The sequence below is a fragment of the Halorubrum sp. LN27 genome, from assembly GCF_016635065.1.
GTDB lineage: Archaea > Halobacteriota > Halobacteria > Halobacteriales > Haloferacaceae > Halorubrum > Halorubrum salipaludis.
Genome location: NZ_JAEPET010000001.1, coordinates 555,806 through 569,845, shown reverse-complemented (window position 1 = coordinate 569,845; position 14,040 = coordinate 555,806). Strand labels below are relative to the sequence as shown.

The following is a 14,040-nucleotide window of genomic DNA, read 5'->3' as shown; positions in this document are numbered from 1 at the left end:
CGGACCGATGCCGAACGACCTCGCGCCCGACGCGCCTCGCGAACGCCAGTCGATCCGGCTCCCGCCGGACCGGATCGAGGTGCTCCGCGAGTGGGCAGAGAAGGGGACCGCCCTGACGGCCGCGGCCCGCGTCCGCGACCCGGCCGGCCGGCTCGCGTTCGTGAAGACCGCGTGGTCGGACGGCTGGGTGCTCCCCGGCGGGGCGGTCGAGCCCGGAGAGTCCCCGGCGGCCGCGGCGGCGCGGGAGGTCCGGGAAGAGACGGGGCTCGACCCGGCAGTCGGCGATCCGATCGTCGTCTTCGAGCAGTCGTACGTCGACGCCGAGCGCGGCGCGGTCGCGTTCGAGGCCGACTACGTCGTCTACGCGGCGCGCGCCGACGGGCCCGTTCCGGACGCCGCCGACCTCGGCGTCGCTCCCGACGAGATCCGGGCTGCGCGGTGGTTCGAGGGGGTTCCGTCGGAACTGCACGACGGCGACCTCCTCCGGCCGTTCCTCTCAGGAGAGGACCGCTAACCGCCCGCCGCTCATCCCCCCTGCCACCGTCGCGAACAGCGACCCGTCGGCGGCGGTGACGTAGCTCGCGCCGCCGTCGACCTCGTGTTCGAACCGCTTCTCGCCGACGCGGACCGACCGGACGCCGACGCCGCCGCCGACGGCGATCCCGTGGAGCCGTTCACCCCCGACGTACACCGTGTCGCCCACGAGCGCCGGCGGGGTCGGCCGGACGGCGTTCCCGATCTCGGTCCGCCACCCGAGGGCCCCGTTCTCCGCGTTCAGCGCCGACAGCCGTCCGCCCGATGACACGAACACGCCGTCGTGGCCGGCCGCTATTCCACCCTCGGCGAACCCGAAGAGGTCGGTACGCCACCGGGGCCTCCCGTTCGGGTCGAAACAGCGGATCGACCCGTCACCGTCGCCGACGACCACGTCGCCAGACCCCGTTATCGTCTCGCTATCGCGTCTGCGGGACGCGACGACGGTCGGCGCGGAGCGGATCCCGGCGTCGACGGTCCGGTTCCAGCGCACCCGGCCGTCGTCGTCGACCGCGTACAGGTCCCCGCCGGTGGTCGCGGCGTAGACGACGCCGTACACCGACGCGGACGCGCGGGCGACGGCGCGTCGGACGATCCCGTCGAGCCGCCGTTCCCACTGTCGCTCGCCCGTCGCGCCGTCGAACGCGCGGAGGTACTCGCCGGCGCCTATCACCACTCGGTAGTTGTCTCCGCGCTCGACGACGAGCGGCGTCGTTTCGCCGAAGACGTACTCGAACTCCCGGCTCCACAGCCGCTCGCCGGTGTCGAGGTCGCGCGCGACCAACGTGTCGCTCTCCGGGACGTACGCCACGCCGTCCGCGACGGCCGGCGCCCCGGTGTACCGATACGCGTCGTTGTCGTCAGAAGCGACGGTCCAGCGCCGGCTCAGGTCCTCGCGGTCGAGCGCGACCACGTCCACGCCGGTGTTCAGGAGCACCGTGTCGGCGGTCACCACCGGGTCGCCGGCGGGGGTCCCGTCGAACTCGTAGGTCCGGTCGACGGTCGGGTCGTCGCGCGGCGCGACGCCGCTCGGAACCGACCGCGAGTTCCACTCGTCGCCGCCGCCGACCGGCCAGTCGTACGTCTCGTCGTCGCCGGGGTCGGCGTCGAATCCGGTGAGGCAGCCGGCTGTGGCCGTCAGTCCGGCCGCTCCGAGGCCGGAGAGGAACGCGCGTCTGGAGGGCATCTCGTCTCCCGGTTCCGCGGCCCGATCCTTCCGCCTTGTGGTTGCTGAGGCGTCGATCGGCGACGAGCCGGGCGATGCGGGGACCGGCACGATTTACAACCCGGCTCGCGTCACCCACGCCCATGACCACGGTCCAAGACCTGATCGACCGGCTCGAAGCGGAGGCGGCGGCCGACGTCGACCCCGAGACCACCCCGGACGTGGGGATCATCATGGGGTCGGACTCCGATCTCCCCGTCATGGAGGGCGCCTACGAGGCGCTCGACGAGCTCGGGTTCGCGGAGCAGACAGATTTCCACGACGCGCCCGACGCGCGGTTCACCTACGAGAGCTACGTCGTCTCCGCGCACCGGACGCCGGCGCTCATGTACGCGTACGGGGAGACCGCGGCGGCCCGCGGACTCGACGTCGTGATCGCGGGCGCTGGCGGGAAGTCCGCCGACCTCCCGAACATGACCGCGTCGCTCGCGTACCCGATCCCGGTGATCGGCGTCCCGGTTCAGGAGAAGTCGGTCGACTCCGTGATCGGGATGCCCACGGGCGCCCCGATCGTCGCGGTCGACGCCGGCAAGTCGTTCAATGCGGGCCTGTCGGCCGCGCAGGTGCTCGCGCGCGAGCACGACGCGATCGAGGATCGACTGCTGGAGTACCACGAGGGCCTCAAGGGCGGTGTCGCGGCCGTGTCGGCGGATCTCCACGACCTCGGCATCGACGGATTCCGCGAGCGCGACGAGTCGTAGCGCCGGGCGGAACCGAGAGGACACCGGATCCGGATCGGGCCTCCGGCCCGCTCGACGGCGTTTTCGGCGGCGTGGGGGCGTTGCGGTGAAGACTCAACGCTTATGAGGGGGCGGTCCAAATCCTCGCACGTTACGGAGACCTATATGAGCGATTGGATAGCGATCGGCGCCTTGGCGGCCGTCGGCGTGCTCATCCCGATCGGGATGATGTCCGTGTCGGCGTTGCTCCGTCCGAGCGTGCCTGAGACCGGTAAAAGTACCACCTACGAGTCCGGCGAGACCCCGACGGGCGGGACGCGGATCCGGTTCAACATCCAGTACTACATGGTCGCGCTGTTGTTCGTCGTGTTCGACATCGAGACCGTGTTACTGTTCCCGTGGGCCGTCATCTACCGCCCGGCGATCAGCGCTGGCGTGCCGATGATCGACCTGCTGTGGCCGATGTTGGTGTTCGTCGGAATCCTCGCGATCGGGCTCGTCTGGGCGTGGCGCTCCGGCGCGATCAGCTGGGCCCGGAGCCCCCGCGCGACGAGTCGAAAGACGGAGCGTGACCTCAACTAATGAGCAGCGATCAACCATTCATCACCGACGAATCGCAAGTCGTAACCGAGACCCGCGACGCCCGGATGACCGGGCAGGGGGACCGGTTCAACTCCCGCCTCCGTGAGGCGTTCGGCTCCTCGCCGTTCATCCTCACCAAGTTCGACAAGTTCCTGAACTGGTGTCGCGGCTCCTCGATGTTCATGCTGCAGTTCGGCATCGCCTGCTGCAGCATCGAAATGATGCACACCTACGCGGTGAAACACGACCTCGACCGCTTCGGGTCGGGCGTCCCGCGCGCCTCGCCGCGGCAGGCCGACGTGATGATCGTCCCCGGGACGATCGTCTCGAAGTTCGCGCCGCGGATGAAGCGCGTGTACGACCAGATGCCCGAGCCGAAGTTCGTGGTCGGCATGGGCTCGTGTACCATCTCCGGCGGCCCGTTCCAGGAGGGGTACAACGTGATCAAGGGCGCCGAGGAGGTCATCCCGATCGACATCCACGTCCCCGGCTGCCCGCCCCGTCCGGAGGCGCTCGTCTACGGCGTCGTGAAGCTGCAGGAGCGCGTCGCCAACGGCGAGGCCGCGCCCGTCACCGTCAAGCCGTACGAGCTGGAGGAGTTCTCCGACCTCGAACGCGACGAGCTCGTCGACAAGCTCGCCGACCAGATCGACGACGACGAACTCGTCATGCGGTACAACTTCGCTGATTCCCCATGAGCCTCGAACGACCAGACACCGTCGACGACGGCGCCGTGGAGCGCACCCCGGACGAGCTGGAGGCGCTCTTGGGCGACCTCGTCGTCGACCGCGACGACCACCTGAACGCGCCCGGGTTCGTCATCCGGCCCGACACGGTCCAGGAGACGCTCTCGGTCCTGAAAGAGCAGGCGGGGTACGACCACCTCTCCGTGGTCTCCGCACAGGAGTACGAGAACCGCTACGAGTCGATCTACCACCTGAAGAAGTACGACGACCCGACCCAGGAGGTCAGTGTCGTCGTCCCCGCCGACAAGGACGACCCCGTCTCCGAATCGGCCGAACCCGTCTTCCGCACGGCCGACTGGCACGAGCGCGAGGCGTACGACCTGATCGGCATCGAGTACGACGACCACCCCGACCTACGTCGGATCCTGCTGCCCGAGACGTGGCAGGGCCACCCCCTGTCGATGGACTACGACAAGGACCGGCCGCAGATCGCCACGCTGCCGGAGCACGCCAACCCGCTGCAGGACCATCACAAGGACGAGGAGTCCGACACGATGTTCCTCAACATCGGACCGCATCACCCGGCGACGCACGGGGTGCTCCACCTGAAGACGGTCCTCGACGGCGAGCAGGTCGTCGACGTCGAGCCCGACATCGGCTACCTCCACCGCAGCGAGGAGCAGATGGCGCAGAACGGGACGTACCGCCACCAGATCATGCCGTACCCGGACCGCTGGGACTACATCTCGGCGGGCCTGCTCAACGAGTGGGCGTACGCCCGCGCGGCCGAGGATCTCGCCGACATCGAGGTGCCCGAGTACGCGCAGGTCATCCGCACGATGGGCGCGGAGATGTGCCGGATCGCCGCGCACATGCTCGCGCTCGCCACGTTCGCGCTCGACATCAACGGCGACTTCACGGCGACGTTCATGTACGCCATCAACGACCGCGAGCGCGTCCAGAACCTCTTGGAGGATCTGACGGGCCAGCGGCTGATGTTCAACTACTTTCGGCTCGGCGGCGTCGTCTGGGACCTCCCGGAGCCGCGCGACGAGTTCTTCTCGAAGACCCGGGACTTCCTCGACCAGCTCCCGGAGTCGATCGAGGAGTACCACAACCTCATCACCTCCAACGAGATCTTCCAGATGCGGACGATCGACACCGGGGTCCTCCCGCCGGAGGTCGCGAAGAACTACGGCGCGACCGGTCCCGTCGCCCGCGGCTCGGGCGTCGACTACGACCTGCGCCGCGACGACCCGTACGGGTACTACGACGAGCTCGACTGGGACGTGATCACCGAGGACGGCTGCGACAACTTCAGCCGCCTGCTCGTCCGGATGCGCGAGGTCGAGGAGTCCGCGAAGATCATCGAGCAGTGCGTCGACCTGCTCGAAGATTGGCCGGAAGACGAGCGGAACATCCAGGCGAACGTGCCGCGCACGCTGCGCCCGGACGACGACACCGAGATCTACCGGGCCGTCGAGGCCGCGAAGGGCGAGCTCGGTATCTACATCCGCGCGGACGGCACCGACAAGCCGGCCCGCTTCAAGATCCGGTCGCCGTGCTTCTCGAACCTGCAGACGCTTCCGGAGATGGCGAACGGGGAGTACATCCCCGACGTCGTCGCCGCGCTCGGTAGCCTGGACATCGTTCTCGGGGAGGTGGACCGCTGATGGGGACGGCGCCCGCACAGCTGTTCCCCGAGTACCTCGTCGACACCTTCGGGATCGACAGCGTCCTCGGCGATGTCGTCGCCTCCCTGATCGGGGCGGCGCTCGTCGCCAACATCATCCTCGCGTTCTCCGGCGTCGCCGGACCGTGGGCGAAACGGAAGATCACGGCCGCGTTCACCGACCGGATCGCGGTCGACCGGATCGGCCCGTTCGGCCTGCTCATCATCCCGGCGGCGGCGGTCCAGCTGCTCGCGAAGGAGCTCATCGTCCCCGAGGGGGTCGACCGCCCGACGTGGGACATCGCGCCGATCCTCCTGCCGGCGTCGGCGATGCTCGGGTTCTCCGTGATCCCGATGGGCCAGATCGGCCCGCTGAACATCCACCTCGCCGACCCCGAAGTCGGGCTGGCGCTGGTGTTCGCGTTCGCCTCCATCGCCTCCGTCTCGCTGGTGATGGCCGGCTACGCGTCGAACAACAAGTACTCGTTCCTCGGCGGCCTCCGCGCGGTCGCGCAGAACCTCGCGTACGAGATCCCGCTCATCGTCACCGCGATGTCGGTCGTGATCTTCGCGGGGACGCTCCAGATAAGCGGCGTCGTCGGGGCGCAGACCGAGACGCTCGCGACGGTCGCCGGGTTCGATATCCCGGCGTGGTTCGCGTTCGTCAACCCGTTCGCGTTCGTGCTGTTCCTCACGGCGAACATGGCGGAGATCGGGCGGAACCCGTTCGACATCCCCGAGGCGCCGACTGAGATCGTCGGCGGGTACCAGACGGAGTACTCCTCGGCGTACTTCGTCCTGTTTTACCTCGGCGAGTTCGTCCACATCTTCCTCGGCGGTGCGATCCTCTCCGTGGTGTTCCTCGGCGGCGCGTCCGGTCCGGGCCCGGAGAGCATCAGCTTCATCTGGTTCGTGGTGAAGGTCTGGGGCTTCTTCCTGTTCACGCAGTGGGCCCGCGCGGCGATCCCGCGCGTCCGGATCGATCAGCTGATCGAGATTGGCTGGAAGGGAATGCTGGTGCTGTCGTTCGCGAACCTGGTGCTCACGGCCGTAATCGTGGGGGTGATCGCGTAACATGATCGGACTCATGAAATCCATGGCGACGACGATGAAGCACGCGCTCGACGGGACGACCTTCACGGTGGAATACCCGGAGGACGCGCCCGAGGTGAGCCCGCGCTTCCGCGGCGTCCACAAGTTCAGTCAGGAGCGGTGTATCTGGTGTCGGCAGTGCGAGAACGTCTGCCCGAACGACACGATCCAGATCGTGCAGGACGACCAGCGCAACGGCGAGCAGTATAACCTCCACATCGGCCAGTGTATCTACTGCCGGCTGTGTGAGGAGGTCTGCCCCGTCGACGCCATCCTGTTGACGCAGAACTTCGAGTTCACCGCGGACACGAAGGACGACTTCGTGTTCAACAAAGAACAGCTCAAGAACGTCCCGTGGTACAAGGGAATCGACCCGCTGGAGTCCCGGAACCCCGATCGCGGCGCGTGGATCGGGGAGGGAGACGGCGAGGTCGACTACCAGTAACGGGCGCGTCTCGAAATCTTCAAAGGGACTCTCATAGGAGACACACACAATGGTTTATGCCACCATCGCGTTCGGGCTGTTCGCCGCGGTCACGCTGGCGTTCGGCCTCGGGGTCGTCCTGGCGCGCGACGTGTTCCACGCCGCGCTGCTCCTGGGCGGTGCCCTGACGAGCGTTGCGGTGCACTACGTGATGCTGCAGGCGGAGTTCATCGCCGCCATGCAGATCCTCGTCTACGTGGGCGGGGTCTTGATTCTCGTCACGTTCGCCGTGATGCTCACGCGATCGGACACGGAAACGGAGGTGAATAGCGCATGAGTGACGATGGCTCCCGGAGCCGCGGGCGTCTCGTTCCCGCAGTCGCGGTCGGACTCCTGTTCGCCGTACTGGCCCTGACGGTTCTGTCGGCCGACTTCGGCGAGGTCGCGGCGTTCCCGGCGGACGCGTCGATCGTCCACAACATCGGGTACGCCCTCTTCAACCTCGGCGAGTACGACCTCGGCGCGGTGCCGGCCGAGGGCTTCCTCGCCGCATTCCTGATCGCGGCGGTCGCGCTCGACGTGGCCGTCGACGGCGCGGTCTACCTGGCGAAACGCGAGGAGGACGGCTCCATCGTCGCCGCGGTGGGCGAGGCGCTCACCGACGGCGGGCACGAGGGGGGTGAGCGGTAATGACCGCCGTCGCCTCCTCGATCCCGTCCGAGTGGTACCTGCTGCTCGCCGCCGCCGTGTTCTGTATCGGCCTGTTCGGCGTGCTCACTCGGAACGACGCGCTGTACTTCCTGATGAGCGTCGAGCTCATGATGAACGCCGCGAACATCAACTTCGTCGCGTTCGCGCTGTACTACGGCGACCTCACGGGACAGGTGTTCGCGCTGTTCGTCATCGCGCTCGCGGCCGCGGAGGTCGCGATCGGGATCGGCATCATCCTCGTGTTGTACCGCAACTTCGGGGTCACCGACGTGACCGTTCCAACGGAGATGAGGTGGTAACATGATAGACGTGTTCTCGTACGTTCCGGCGATCGTTCTCCTCCCGTTCTTCTCGTTCCTGATCGCCCTCGGTGTCGGGAAGTACCTCCCGAAGGGCGGCGCCTTCGGCGGCATCGCGGCGACGGCGGGGTCGTTCCTGCTCTCGCTGTGGGTGCTCGCGACGGTGGCGGGCGGGGAGGCGGCGAACCGCACGCTGTACTACTGGGCGAGCGAGGGCGGTGCGGGCATCGGCCCCACCGACATCGAGCTCTCCTTCGGAATCCTGATCGACCCGCTGTCGGCGCTCATGCTCGTCATCGTGACGCTCGTGGCGTTGCTCGTCCACGTGTTCTCGCTCGGCTACATGAACGACGAGGGCGAGACGGGGCTCCCCCGGTACTACGCCGGACTCGGCCTGTTCACGGCCTCGATGCTCGGCTTCGTCGTCGCCGACAACCTGCTGATGGCGTTCATGTTCTTCGAGCTGGTCGGGCTCTGCTCGTACCTGCTCATCGGCTTCCACTTCCGGGAGCCCGGCCCGCCGTCGGCGGCGAAGAAGGCGTTCCTCGTCACGCGGTTCGGGGACTACTTCTTCCTGATCGGCGTCGTCGCGGTGATCGCGACGTTCGGCACCGCGCAGTTCGCGGGCACCGAGTCGTTCCCGCACCTCGCCGAGGCGGCGCTCGCCGGTGAGGGCTCGGTCGCGTGGACGCCCGCAGGCGTCGAACTCCAGACGTGGCTGACGGTCGTCGGCCTGCTCGTGCTGGGCGGCGTCGTCGGGAAGTCCGCGCAGTTCCCGCTGCACACGTGGCTGCCCGACGCGATGGAGGGTCCAACGCCCGTCTCCGCGCTGATTCACGCCGCGACGATGGTGGCGGCCGGCGTCTACCTCGTCGCGCGCATGTACGGGTTCTACGCGCTGACGCCGACGACGCTCGCGGTGATCGCCTTCATCGGCGGCTTCACCGCGCTGTTCGCGGCGACGATGGGCGTCGTGAAAGACGAGCTGAAGCAGGTGCTCGCGTACTCCACCATCTCCCAGTACGGGTACATGATGCTCGCGCTCGGCGCGGGCGGGTACGTGGCCGCTGTCTTCCACCTGACCACCCACGCCTTCTTCAAGGCCCTGCTGTTCCTCGGTGCCGGCGCGGTGATCATCGCGATGCACCACAATGAGGACATGTGGGACATGGGCGGGCTGAAAGCGAAGATGCCCGTCACGTACTACACCTTCCTGGCCGGCTCGCTGGCGCTCGCGGGAATCTTCCCGTTCGCCGGCTTCTGGTCGAAAGACGAGATCCTCTACGAGGCGCTCGTCCACGGGCTCAACGACCCGCTCCTGCTCGGCGGCTACCTGATGGGGCTGCTCGCGGTGCCGGTCACGGCCTTCTACACCTTCCGGATGGTGTTCCTGACGTTCCACGGCGAGGCCCGGAGCGACACCGCACGCGACCCCGAATCCGTTCGCTGGAACGTGAAGGGGCCGCTGACGGTGCTCGGCACGCTCGCCGTCGTTACCGGATTTATCAACATGGTGCCGGTCCAGAAGGTCCTCGGACTGGAGGGGATCGACCTGCTTCACCTCTGGCTCGACAACCACTGGGGCGGCATCGAGGGGCTCTCCTCGCACCACTACGCCGACATCGGCCCGTACAGTAGCGGGTACCTCGTCGGCGGCGAGGTCGGTACGGTCCTCGTGGGCGCGGCCGTCTCGCTCGGCCTGGCGCTTGGCGGGCTCCTCGTGGCCTGGCGGCTCTACAACGTTCCGTCGCCGACGGAGCACACGGCGAAGCTCGGCGGGATCAAAGACGTGCTGTACAACAACTACTACTTGGACGAACTGCAGGTATGGCTCGCGTATCGCACCGAGGACGTCGCCGGCGGCGCTAACACCTTCGATCAGGGGATCATCGACGGCGTCGTCAACGGCGTCTCGTCGGTGAGCCTCTTCGGCGGGAGCCGGATCCGCCGGATCCAGAGCGGCGTGGTCTCGCAGTACGCCGCGCTGCTCACGCTGGGGCTCGTCGCGCTGCTTCTCGCGCTCGGTCTGAGCGGGGGGTGGTTCCTGTGATGATCGAAGCCCTCATCGGGTTCACGTTCGCGGCGGCGCTCCTCGTGCTGCTCGCGCCCGACGAGTGGGCGGGTCGGCTGGCGTTCGCGTTCAGCCTGCTCCCGTTCGCCGGCTCGCTGTACCTCTGGTCCGGCTTCGAGAGCGCCGGCAACGCCCTCACGGGCGGCGACATCGGGTACATGACCCAGATCGAGTGGCTGGAGGTCGGCGGGCGGACCGTGTCGTGGTTCGTCGGCGTCGACGGGATCAGCCTCCCGCTCGTCGTGCTCACGACGTTCCTCGTCCCGCTCGCGATCGTGAGCGCGTGGACGCCGATCGACTCCAGACAGAGCCAGTTCTACGGGCTCATGCTGTTCATGGAGGCGAACCTGCTCGGCGTGTTCACCGCGCTCGACTTCTTCCTCTGGTTCGTCTTCTGGGAGGCCGTGCTGGTGCCGATGTACTTCCTCATCGGCGTCTGGGGCGGCCCGCGCCGGAAGTACGCCGCGATCAAGTTCTTCGTGTACACGAACGCGGCGTCGCTGCTGATGTTCATCGGCTTCATGTCGCTGACGTTCGCGCTCGGCGACTCCGTGAGCTCGTTCGCGCTCCCGGAGATCACGGGGGCGATCGCCGACGGCGGTCTCGGGACGTGGTTCGGCATCTCCGCGGACCGGATTGCGATGGTCGCGTTCCTCGCGATGTTCGCCGGGTTCGCGGTGAAGGTCCCGATCGTTCCGGTCCACACGTGGCTCCCGGACGCCCACGTCGAGGCGCCGACCCCGGTGTCGGTGCTGCTGGCGGGCGTCCTCCTGAAGATGGGGACGTACGCGCTGCTCCGGTTCAACTTCACGATGCTTCCCGATCAGGCGTCCGCGCTCGCGGTCCCGATCGCGGCAATCGCCGTCATCAGCGTCATCTACGGCGCGATGTTGGCGCTGGCCCAGAAGGACCTCAAGCGCATCGTCGCGTACTCCTCCGTCTCGTCGATGGGGTACGTCATCCTCGGGCTGGTCGTGTTCACCGAGTACGGCGTCGGCGGCGCGACGTTCCAGATGGTCGCGCACGGCCTCATCTCGGGGCTGATGTTCATGGCCGTCGGGGTCATCTACAACGCGACGCACACGCGGATGGTCGGCGACATGTCCGGCATGGCGGACCGGATGCCCGTCGCGGTTGGCATCCTCGTCGCCGGCGCGTTCGGGTACATGGGGCTCCCGCTGATGGCCGGCTTCGCCGGCGAGTTCTTCATCTTCGTGGGCTCCTTTGCCGCCCCGTCGCTGCCGTACGCGCCGATCTTCACGGCGCTCGCGATGTTCGGTATCGTCATCGTCGCCGGCTACCTGCTGTCGGCGATGCAGAGCACGCTGTTCGGGCCCTTCGAGCTCGAGACCGACTACGACGTGGGGCCCGCGCCGTTCCACGACGTCGCCCCGCTCGCGGTGCTTCTGGTGGCGATCATCGTGCTCGGCGTGGCGCCCGACATCTTCTTCGAGATGATCCGTGACGCTGCCGTTCCCGTGGTCGAGGGGGTGACCATCAATGGTTAACACGCTTCCGCAGGTGGCCGCGCTGTTGCCCGTCTTCCTGCTGGCGTTCACCGGGCTCGCACTGCTGCTCGTCGACACGATCAGTCCCGACGCGCGTTCGAACACCTCGATGGCGGTCGTCGGCGCGGTCGGCTCGCTCGCCGCGCTCGCGGCGAGCGTCTGGCTGGTCGTCTCCGGGACGGGTAGCCCGGACACCGGCGGCGCGATAACCCTGTTCGCCGAGGCGATCAAGGTGGACACGATGGCGCTGTTCTTCAGCGCCATCTTCGCGTCCGTGACGGCGCTCGTCGTCGTCGCGGCCCACGACTACTTCCACGATCACGCGAGCCCGGCGGCGTTCTACTCGCTGACCCTGTTCGCGGCGACCGGGATGGCGCTGCTCGCGGCCGCGAACTCGTTCGCGGTCGTCTTCGTCGCCCTGGAGATGGTGTCGCTGCCGTCGTACGTCCTGGTGGCGTACCTCAAGCGGAACCGCGGGAGCGTCGAGGCGGGGCTGAAGTACTTCCTCGTCGGCGCGCTCTCCTCCGCGATCTTCCTGTTCGGGATCTCGCTCGTGTACGCGGCGACCGGGTCGCTGCTGTTCGGCGGCGTCGCCGAGGGGATCGGCTCGCTCGACGGCCTCGCCGGAATCGCCGGCCTCGGGATCGTGATGATCGTCGGCGGCGTCGCGTACAAGACCGCCTCCGTCCCGTTCCACTTCTGGGCGCCGGAGGCCTACGAGGGCGCGCCCGCACCGGTGAGCGCGTTCCTCTCGTCCGCCTCGAAGGCGGCCGGCTTCGTGGTCGCGTTCCGCCTGTTCACCGAGGCGTTCCCGGTGGGGGCGTCGCTTGCCGCCGGCATCGACTGGGTGCTCGCGTTCGGCGTCCTCGCGGCCGTGACGATGACGCTCGGTAACTTCGCGGCGGCCGTCCAGGAGGAGGTCAAGCGCATGCTCGCGTACTCCTCCATCGGGCACGCGGGCTACGTGCTCATCGGCGTCGCGGCCCTGTCGGCCGGCGGTTCGGCCAACGGGAGCGTGATGGGCGCGGCGATGGCGCACCTGCTCGTCTACGGGTTCATGAACACCGGCGCGTTCCTCTTCGTCGCGATGGCGGAGCGGTGGGGCGTCGGTCGGACCTTCGAGGACTACGCCGGGCTCGCGAAGCGCGCGCCCGTCGCCTCGACGGCGATGGCCGTGTTCATGTTCTCGCTCGCCGGGCTCCCGCCCTTCGCCGGGTTCTTCTCGAAGTACTTCCTGTTCATGGGGGCCATCGACAACGGCTTCCTGTGGCTGGCGGCGTTCGGCGCCGTCAACAGCGTCGTCTCGCTGTACTACTACAGCCGGGTCGTGAAGGCGCTGTTCATCGACGACCCCGCGTCGTCGAGCTCGCTGGACGCGATCGACGTGCGGCCGACCGGGCTGTACGCCGCGGTCGTCTTCGCCGCGGTGGCGACGGTGCTGCTCCTGCCCGGCTTCGGGCCGGTCATCGAGACCGCCGAGGCCGCGGCGTCGGCGCTGTTCTAGCGGTCCGACGCGCCCTCGGGCGCGTTCGATCGTTTCGTTCTCCACCGGTACCCGCAGGTATTAGCGCGTCCGTCGCCTCCTGAGACCGTGAGCAGAACCCGGACCTACCGCTGTCTGAACTGCCTCGAACACACGGTGAGCCGCGAGTTCGACACCTCTCATCTGTCGGTGACGTGTCCGAACTGCGAGTCGTTCGAGCGGTTCGTCAACGAGGCCGTGTACCGGCAGTTCCGGGCGTTCGAGGAGTCGCCGCCGCCGGAACTCGACTGGGAGCGGCTCGATCGGACGGAGAAGCTCGTCGTCGCGGAGCGGATCGCTCGCTCGACGAAGACGATCGAGGACTTCGCTATTGTGGAGCGTGACGGAGAGGACGACGAGGCGGCAGACGAAGAGACGGGGGAGGTCGAAGCGGAGGACGACGAGGCGGCAGACGAAGAGACGGAGGAGGGCGAAGCGGAGGACGGACGTTCAGCCGACGACGCCGAGTCACCGACTCCCGAGTGAAGCTGTACGGAAGCGTGTGAGCCGGACGGACGGTCAGCGCGCGTACAGCTTCCCGCCGACCAGCGCCGCGAGGTCGTCGTCGTTCGGCGTCACCGCCACGTAGGGTCGGTCGACGGGACCGAAGACGTCGACGACGCGGCCGACGGTCGCGAGCGACTCGTCGACCACTGACGAGCCGATCCGCGGCGGCTCCGCGCCCGCCTCGGCCCGGGCGATGGCGAGCCCGCCGGCGGTGCGGACGACGGTGCCGACGCGACGCATCGTCACTCTCGGATGACCCCGAGGTAGGCGGCGATCGCCTGCACGAGGTCGTTTTTCGCGGTGTCCTCGGTGCCTCGGACGACCACTGCGCCTCGCGGTTCGAACTCCCGGGAGTAGGTTTTCTCGCGTTCGATCACCGCGTCGTAGCCGACCTGTTGGACCGCCTTCGCGATCTCGTCGACGGTGGGCTCCTCGATCGCGAGATCCATCGGGACGCGGCGCCCCTCCGACCGCGATCGATCGGCGTCGAAGTACGCGGGATAAACGACGTTCTCGACCATATACCG

16 protein-coding genes and 1 pseudogene are annotated in these 14,040 nt (G+C 68.0%); 14 read left to right on the top strand and 3 right to left on the bottom strand.

Features of this window, described 5'->3' with window-relative positions; all coding sequences use genetic code 11:
• Positions 1-7: 7 nt before the first annotated feature.
• Positions 8-514, top strand: a complete 507-nt coding sequence (locus JIN95_RS02750) for an NUDIX hydrolase (protein WP_200530448.1) — start codon at positions 8-10, stop codon at positions 512-514.
• Here JIN95_RS02750 and JIN95_RS02745 read toward each other — a convergent pair.
• Entirely contained in the window at positions 497-1,720 is a 1,224-nt protein-coding gene (locus tag JIN95_RS02745) for a PQQ-binding-like beta-propeller repeat protein (RefSeq protein WP_200530447.1), read from the bottom strand. The two genes, JIN95_RS02750 and JIN95_RS02745, sit on opposite strands and share 18 nt — an antisense overlap.
• Before the next feature lie 122 nt (positions 1,721-1,842).
• On the opposite strand from JIN95_RS02745, the gene purE reads away from it, so the two are divergent.
• The 13 genes and pseudogenes from purE to JIN95_RS16470 form a co-directional block, all read left to right on the top strand.
• The gene (gene purE / locus JIN95_RS02740; RefSeq protein WP_200530446.1) at positions 1,843-2,460 is read left to right on the top strand and encodes a 5-(carboxyamino)imidazole ribonucleotide mutase; all 618 of its coding nucleotides are present in this window, start codon (positions 1,843-1,845) and stop codon (positions 2,458-2,460) included.
• A 144-nt stretch (positions 2,461-2,604) separates the two neighbouring features.
• Positions 2,605-3,021: an NADH-quinone oxidoreductase subunit A gene (locus JIN95_RS02735; RefSeq protein ID WP_095636442.1), complete on the top strand. Its 417-nt coding sequence runs from the start codon at positions 2,605-2,607 to the stop codon at positions 3,019-3,021.
• Positions 3,021-3,719, top strand: coding sequence for an NADH-quinone oxidoreductase subunit B (locus tag JIN95_RS02730; RefSeq protein WP_006113007.1), 699 nt, complete (start codon positions 3,021-3,023; stop codon positions 3,717-3,719). Before JIN95_RS02735 ends, JIN95_RS02730 begins: the two co-directional genes overlap by 1 nt.
• Positions 3,716-5,380 (top strand): NADH-quinone oxidoreductase subunit D, encoded by a 1,665-nt coding sequence (locus JIN95_RS02725; RefSeq protein WP_095636443.1) that lies wholly within the window; start codon positions 3,716-3,718, stop codon positions 5,378-5,380. The genes JIN95_RS02730 and JIN95_RS02725 overlap by 4 nt, the downstream gene beginning before the upstream one ends.
• Positions 5,380-6,453, top strand: a complete 1,074-nt coding sequence (locus tag JIN95_RS02720; RefSeq protein ID WP_095636444.1) for a complex I subunit 1 family protein — start codon at positions 5,380-5,382, stop codon at positions 6,451-6,453. The genes JIN95_RS02725 and JIN95_RS02720 overlap by 1 nt, the downstream gene beginning before the upstream one ends.
• A 1-nt stretch (position 6,454) precedes the next feature.
• Positions 6,455-6,916 (top strand): NADH-quinone oxidoreductase subunit I, encoded by a 462-nt coding sequence (locus JIN95_RS02715; RefSeq protein ID WP_006113010.1) that lies wholly within the window; start codon positions 6,455-6,457, stop codon positions 6,914-6,916.
• Between the two features lie 49 nt (positions 6,917-6,965).
• A complete protein-coding gene (locus tag JIN95_RS02710) occupies positions 6,966-7,232 on the top strand; it encodes an NADH-quinone oxidoreductase subunit J (protein ID WP_004049822.1) in 267 nt (88 codons plus the stop codon).
• Positions 7,229-7,585, top strand: a complete 357-nt coding sequence (locus tag JIN95_RS02705) for a hypothetical protein (protein ID WP_200530445.1) — start codon at positions 7,229-7,231, stop codon at positions 7,583-7,585. Before JIN95_RS02710 ends, JIN95_RS02705 begins: the two co-directional genes overlap by 4 nt.
• Positions 7,585-7,905: an NADH-quinone oxidoreductase subunit NuoK gene (gene nuoK, locus JIN95_RS02700; protein ID WP_200530444.1), complete on the top strand. Its 321-nt coding sequence runs from the start codon at positions 7,585-7,587 to the stop codon at positions 7,903-7,905. The genes JIN95_RS02705 and nuoK overlap by 1 nt, the downstream gene beginning before the upstream one ends.
• Before the next feature lies 1 nt (position 7,906).
• Positions 7,907-9,955, top strand: coding sequence for an NADH-quinone oxidoreductase subunit L (gene nuoL, locus JIN95_RS02695; protein ID WP_200530443.1), 2,049 nt, complete (start codon positions 7,907-7,909; stop codon positions 9,953-9,955).
• Positions 9,955-11,484, top strand: coding sequence for a NuoM family protein (locus JIN95_RS02690; RefSeq protein ID WP_200530442.1), 1,530 nt, complete (start codon positions 9,955-9,957; stop codon positions 11,482-11,484). The genes nuoL and JIN95_RS02690 overlap by 1 nt, the downstream gene beginning before the upstream one ends.
• A complete protein-coding gene (locus JIN95_RS02685) occupies positions 11,477-12,988 on the top strand; it encodes an NADH-quinone oxidoreductase subunit N (protein ID WP_200530441.1) in 1,512 nt (503 codons plus the stop codon). The genes JIN95_RS02690 and JIN95_RS02685 overlap by 8 nt, the downstream gene beginning before the upstream one ends.
• A gap of 87 nt (positions 12,989-13,075) precedes the next feature.
• Positions 13,076-13,342 (top strand): annotated as a pseudogene (locus JIN95_RS16470) (hypothetical protein); the annotation flags it as partial.
• A 183-nt stretch (positions 13,343-13,525) separates the two neighbouring features.
• Here the strand turns inward: JIN95_RS16470 and JIN95_RS02675 are convergent.
• Entirely contained in the window at positions 13,526-13,753 is a 228-nt protein-coding gene (locus JIN95_RS02675; protein ID WP_049911049.1) for a Gar1/Naf1 family protein, read from the bottom strand.
• 2 nt (positions 13,754-13,755) lie between these two features.
• Entirely contained in the window at positions 13,756-14,034 is a 279-nt protein-coding gene (gene srp19, locus JIN95_RS02670) for a signal recognition particle subunit SRP19 (protein ID WP_004049838.1), read from the bottom strand.
• Positions 14,035-14,040: the final 6 nt, after the last annotated feature.

What these genes read in the sequence shown, in the direction of transcription:
- JIN95_RS02750 (WP_200530448.1), top strand. Translation starts at nt 8, where the DNA reads ATGCCGAACGACCTCGCGCCCGACGCGCCTCGCGAACGCCAGTCGATC.
- JIN95_RS02745 (WP_200530447.1), bottom strand. Translation starts at nt 1,720, where the DNA reads ATGCCCTCCAGACGCGCGTTCCTCTCCGGCCTCGGAGCGGCCGGACTG.
- purE (WP_200530446.1), top strand. Translation starts at nt 1,843, where the DNA reads ATGACCACGGTCCAAGACCTGATCGACCGGCTCGAAGCGGAGGCGGCG.
- JIN95_RS02735 (WP_095636442.1), top strand. Translation starts at nt 2,605, where the DNA reads ATGAGCGATTGGATAGCGATCGGCGCCTTGGCGGCCGTCGGCGTGCTC.
- JIN95_RS02730 (WP_006113007.1), top strand. Translation starts at nt 3,021, where the DNA reads ATGAGCAGCGATCAACCATTCATCACCGACGAATCGCAAGTCGTAACC.
- JIN95_RS02725 (WP_095636443.1), top strand. Translation starts at nt 3,716, where the DNA reads ATGAGCCTCGAACGACCAGACACCGTCGACGACGGCGCCGTGGAGCGC.
- JIN95_RS02720 (WP_095636444.1), top strand. Translation starts at nt 5,380, where the DNA reads ATGGGGACGGCGCCCGCACAGCTGTTCCCCGAGTACCTCGTCGACACC.
- JIN95_RS02715 (WP_006113010.1), top strand. Translation starts at nt 6,455, where the DNA reads ATGATCGGACTCATGAAATCCATGGCGACGACGATGAAGCACGCGCTC.
- JIN95_RS02710 (WP_004049822.1), top strand. Translation starts at nt 6,966, where the DNA reads ATGGTTTATGCCACCATCGCGTTCGGGCTGTTCGCCGCGGTCACGCTG.
- JIN95_RS02705 (WP_200530445.1), top strand. Translation starts at nt 7,229, where the DNA reads ATGAGTGACGATGGCTCCCGGAGCCGCGGGCGTCTCGTTCCCGCAGTC.
- nuoK (WP_200530444.1), top strand. Translation starts at nt 7,585, where the DNA reads ATGACCGCCGTCGCCTCCTCGATCCCGTCCGAGTGGTACCTGCTGCTC.
- nuoL (WP_200530443.1), top strand. Translation starts at nt 7,907, where the DNA reads ATGATAGACGTGTTCTCGTACGTTCCGGCGATCGTTCTCCTCCCGTTC.
- JIN95_RS02690 (WP_200530442.1), top strand. Translation starts at nt 9,955, where the DNA reads ATGATCGAAGCCCTCATCGGGTTCACGTTCGCGGCGGCGCTCCTCGTG.
- JIN95_RS02685 (WP_200530441.1), top strand. Translation starts at nt 11,477, where the DNA reads ATGGTTAACACGCTTCCGCAGGTGGCCGCGCTGTTGCCCGTCTTCCTG.
- JIN95_RS02675 (WP_049911049.1), bottom strand. Translation starts at nt 13,753, where the DNA reads ATGCGTCGCGTCGGCACCGTCGTCCGCACCGCCGGCGGGCTCGCCATC.
- srp19 (WP_004049838.1), bottom strand. Translation starts at nt 14,034, where the DNA reads ATGGTCGAGAACGTCGTTTATCCCGCGTACTTCGACGCCGATCGATCG.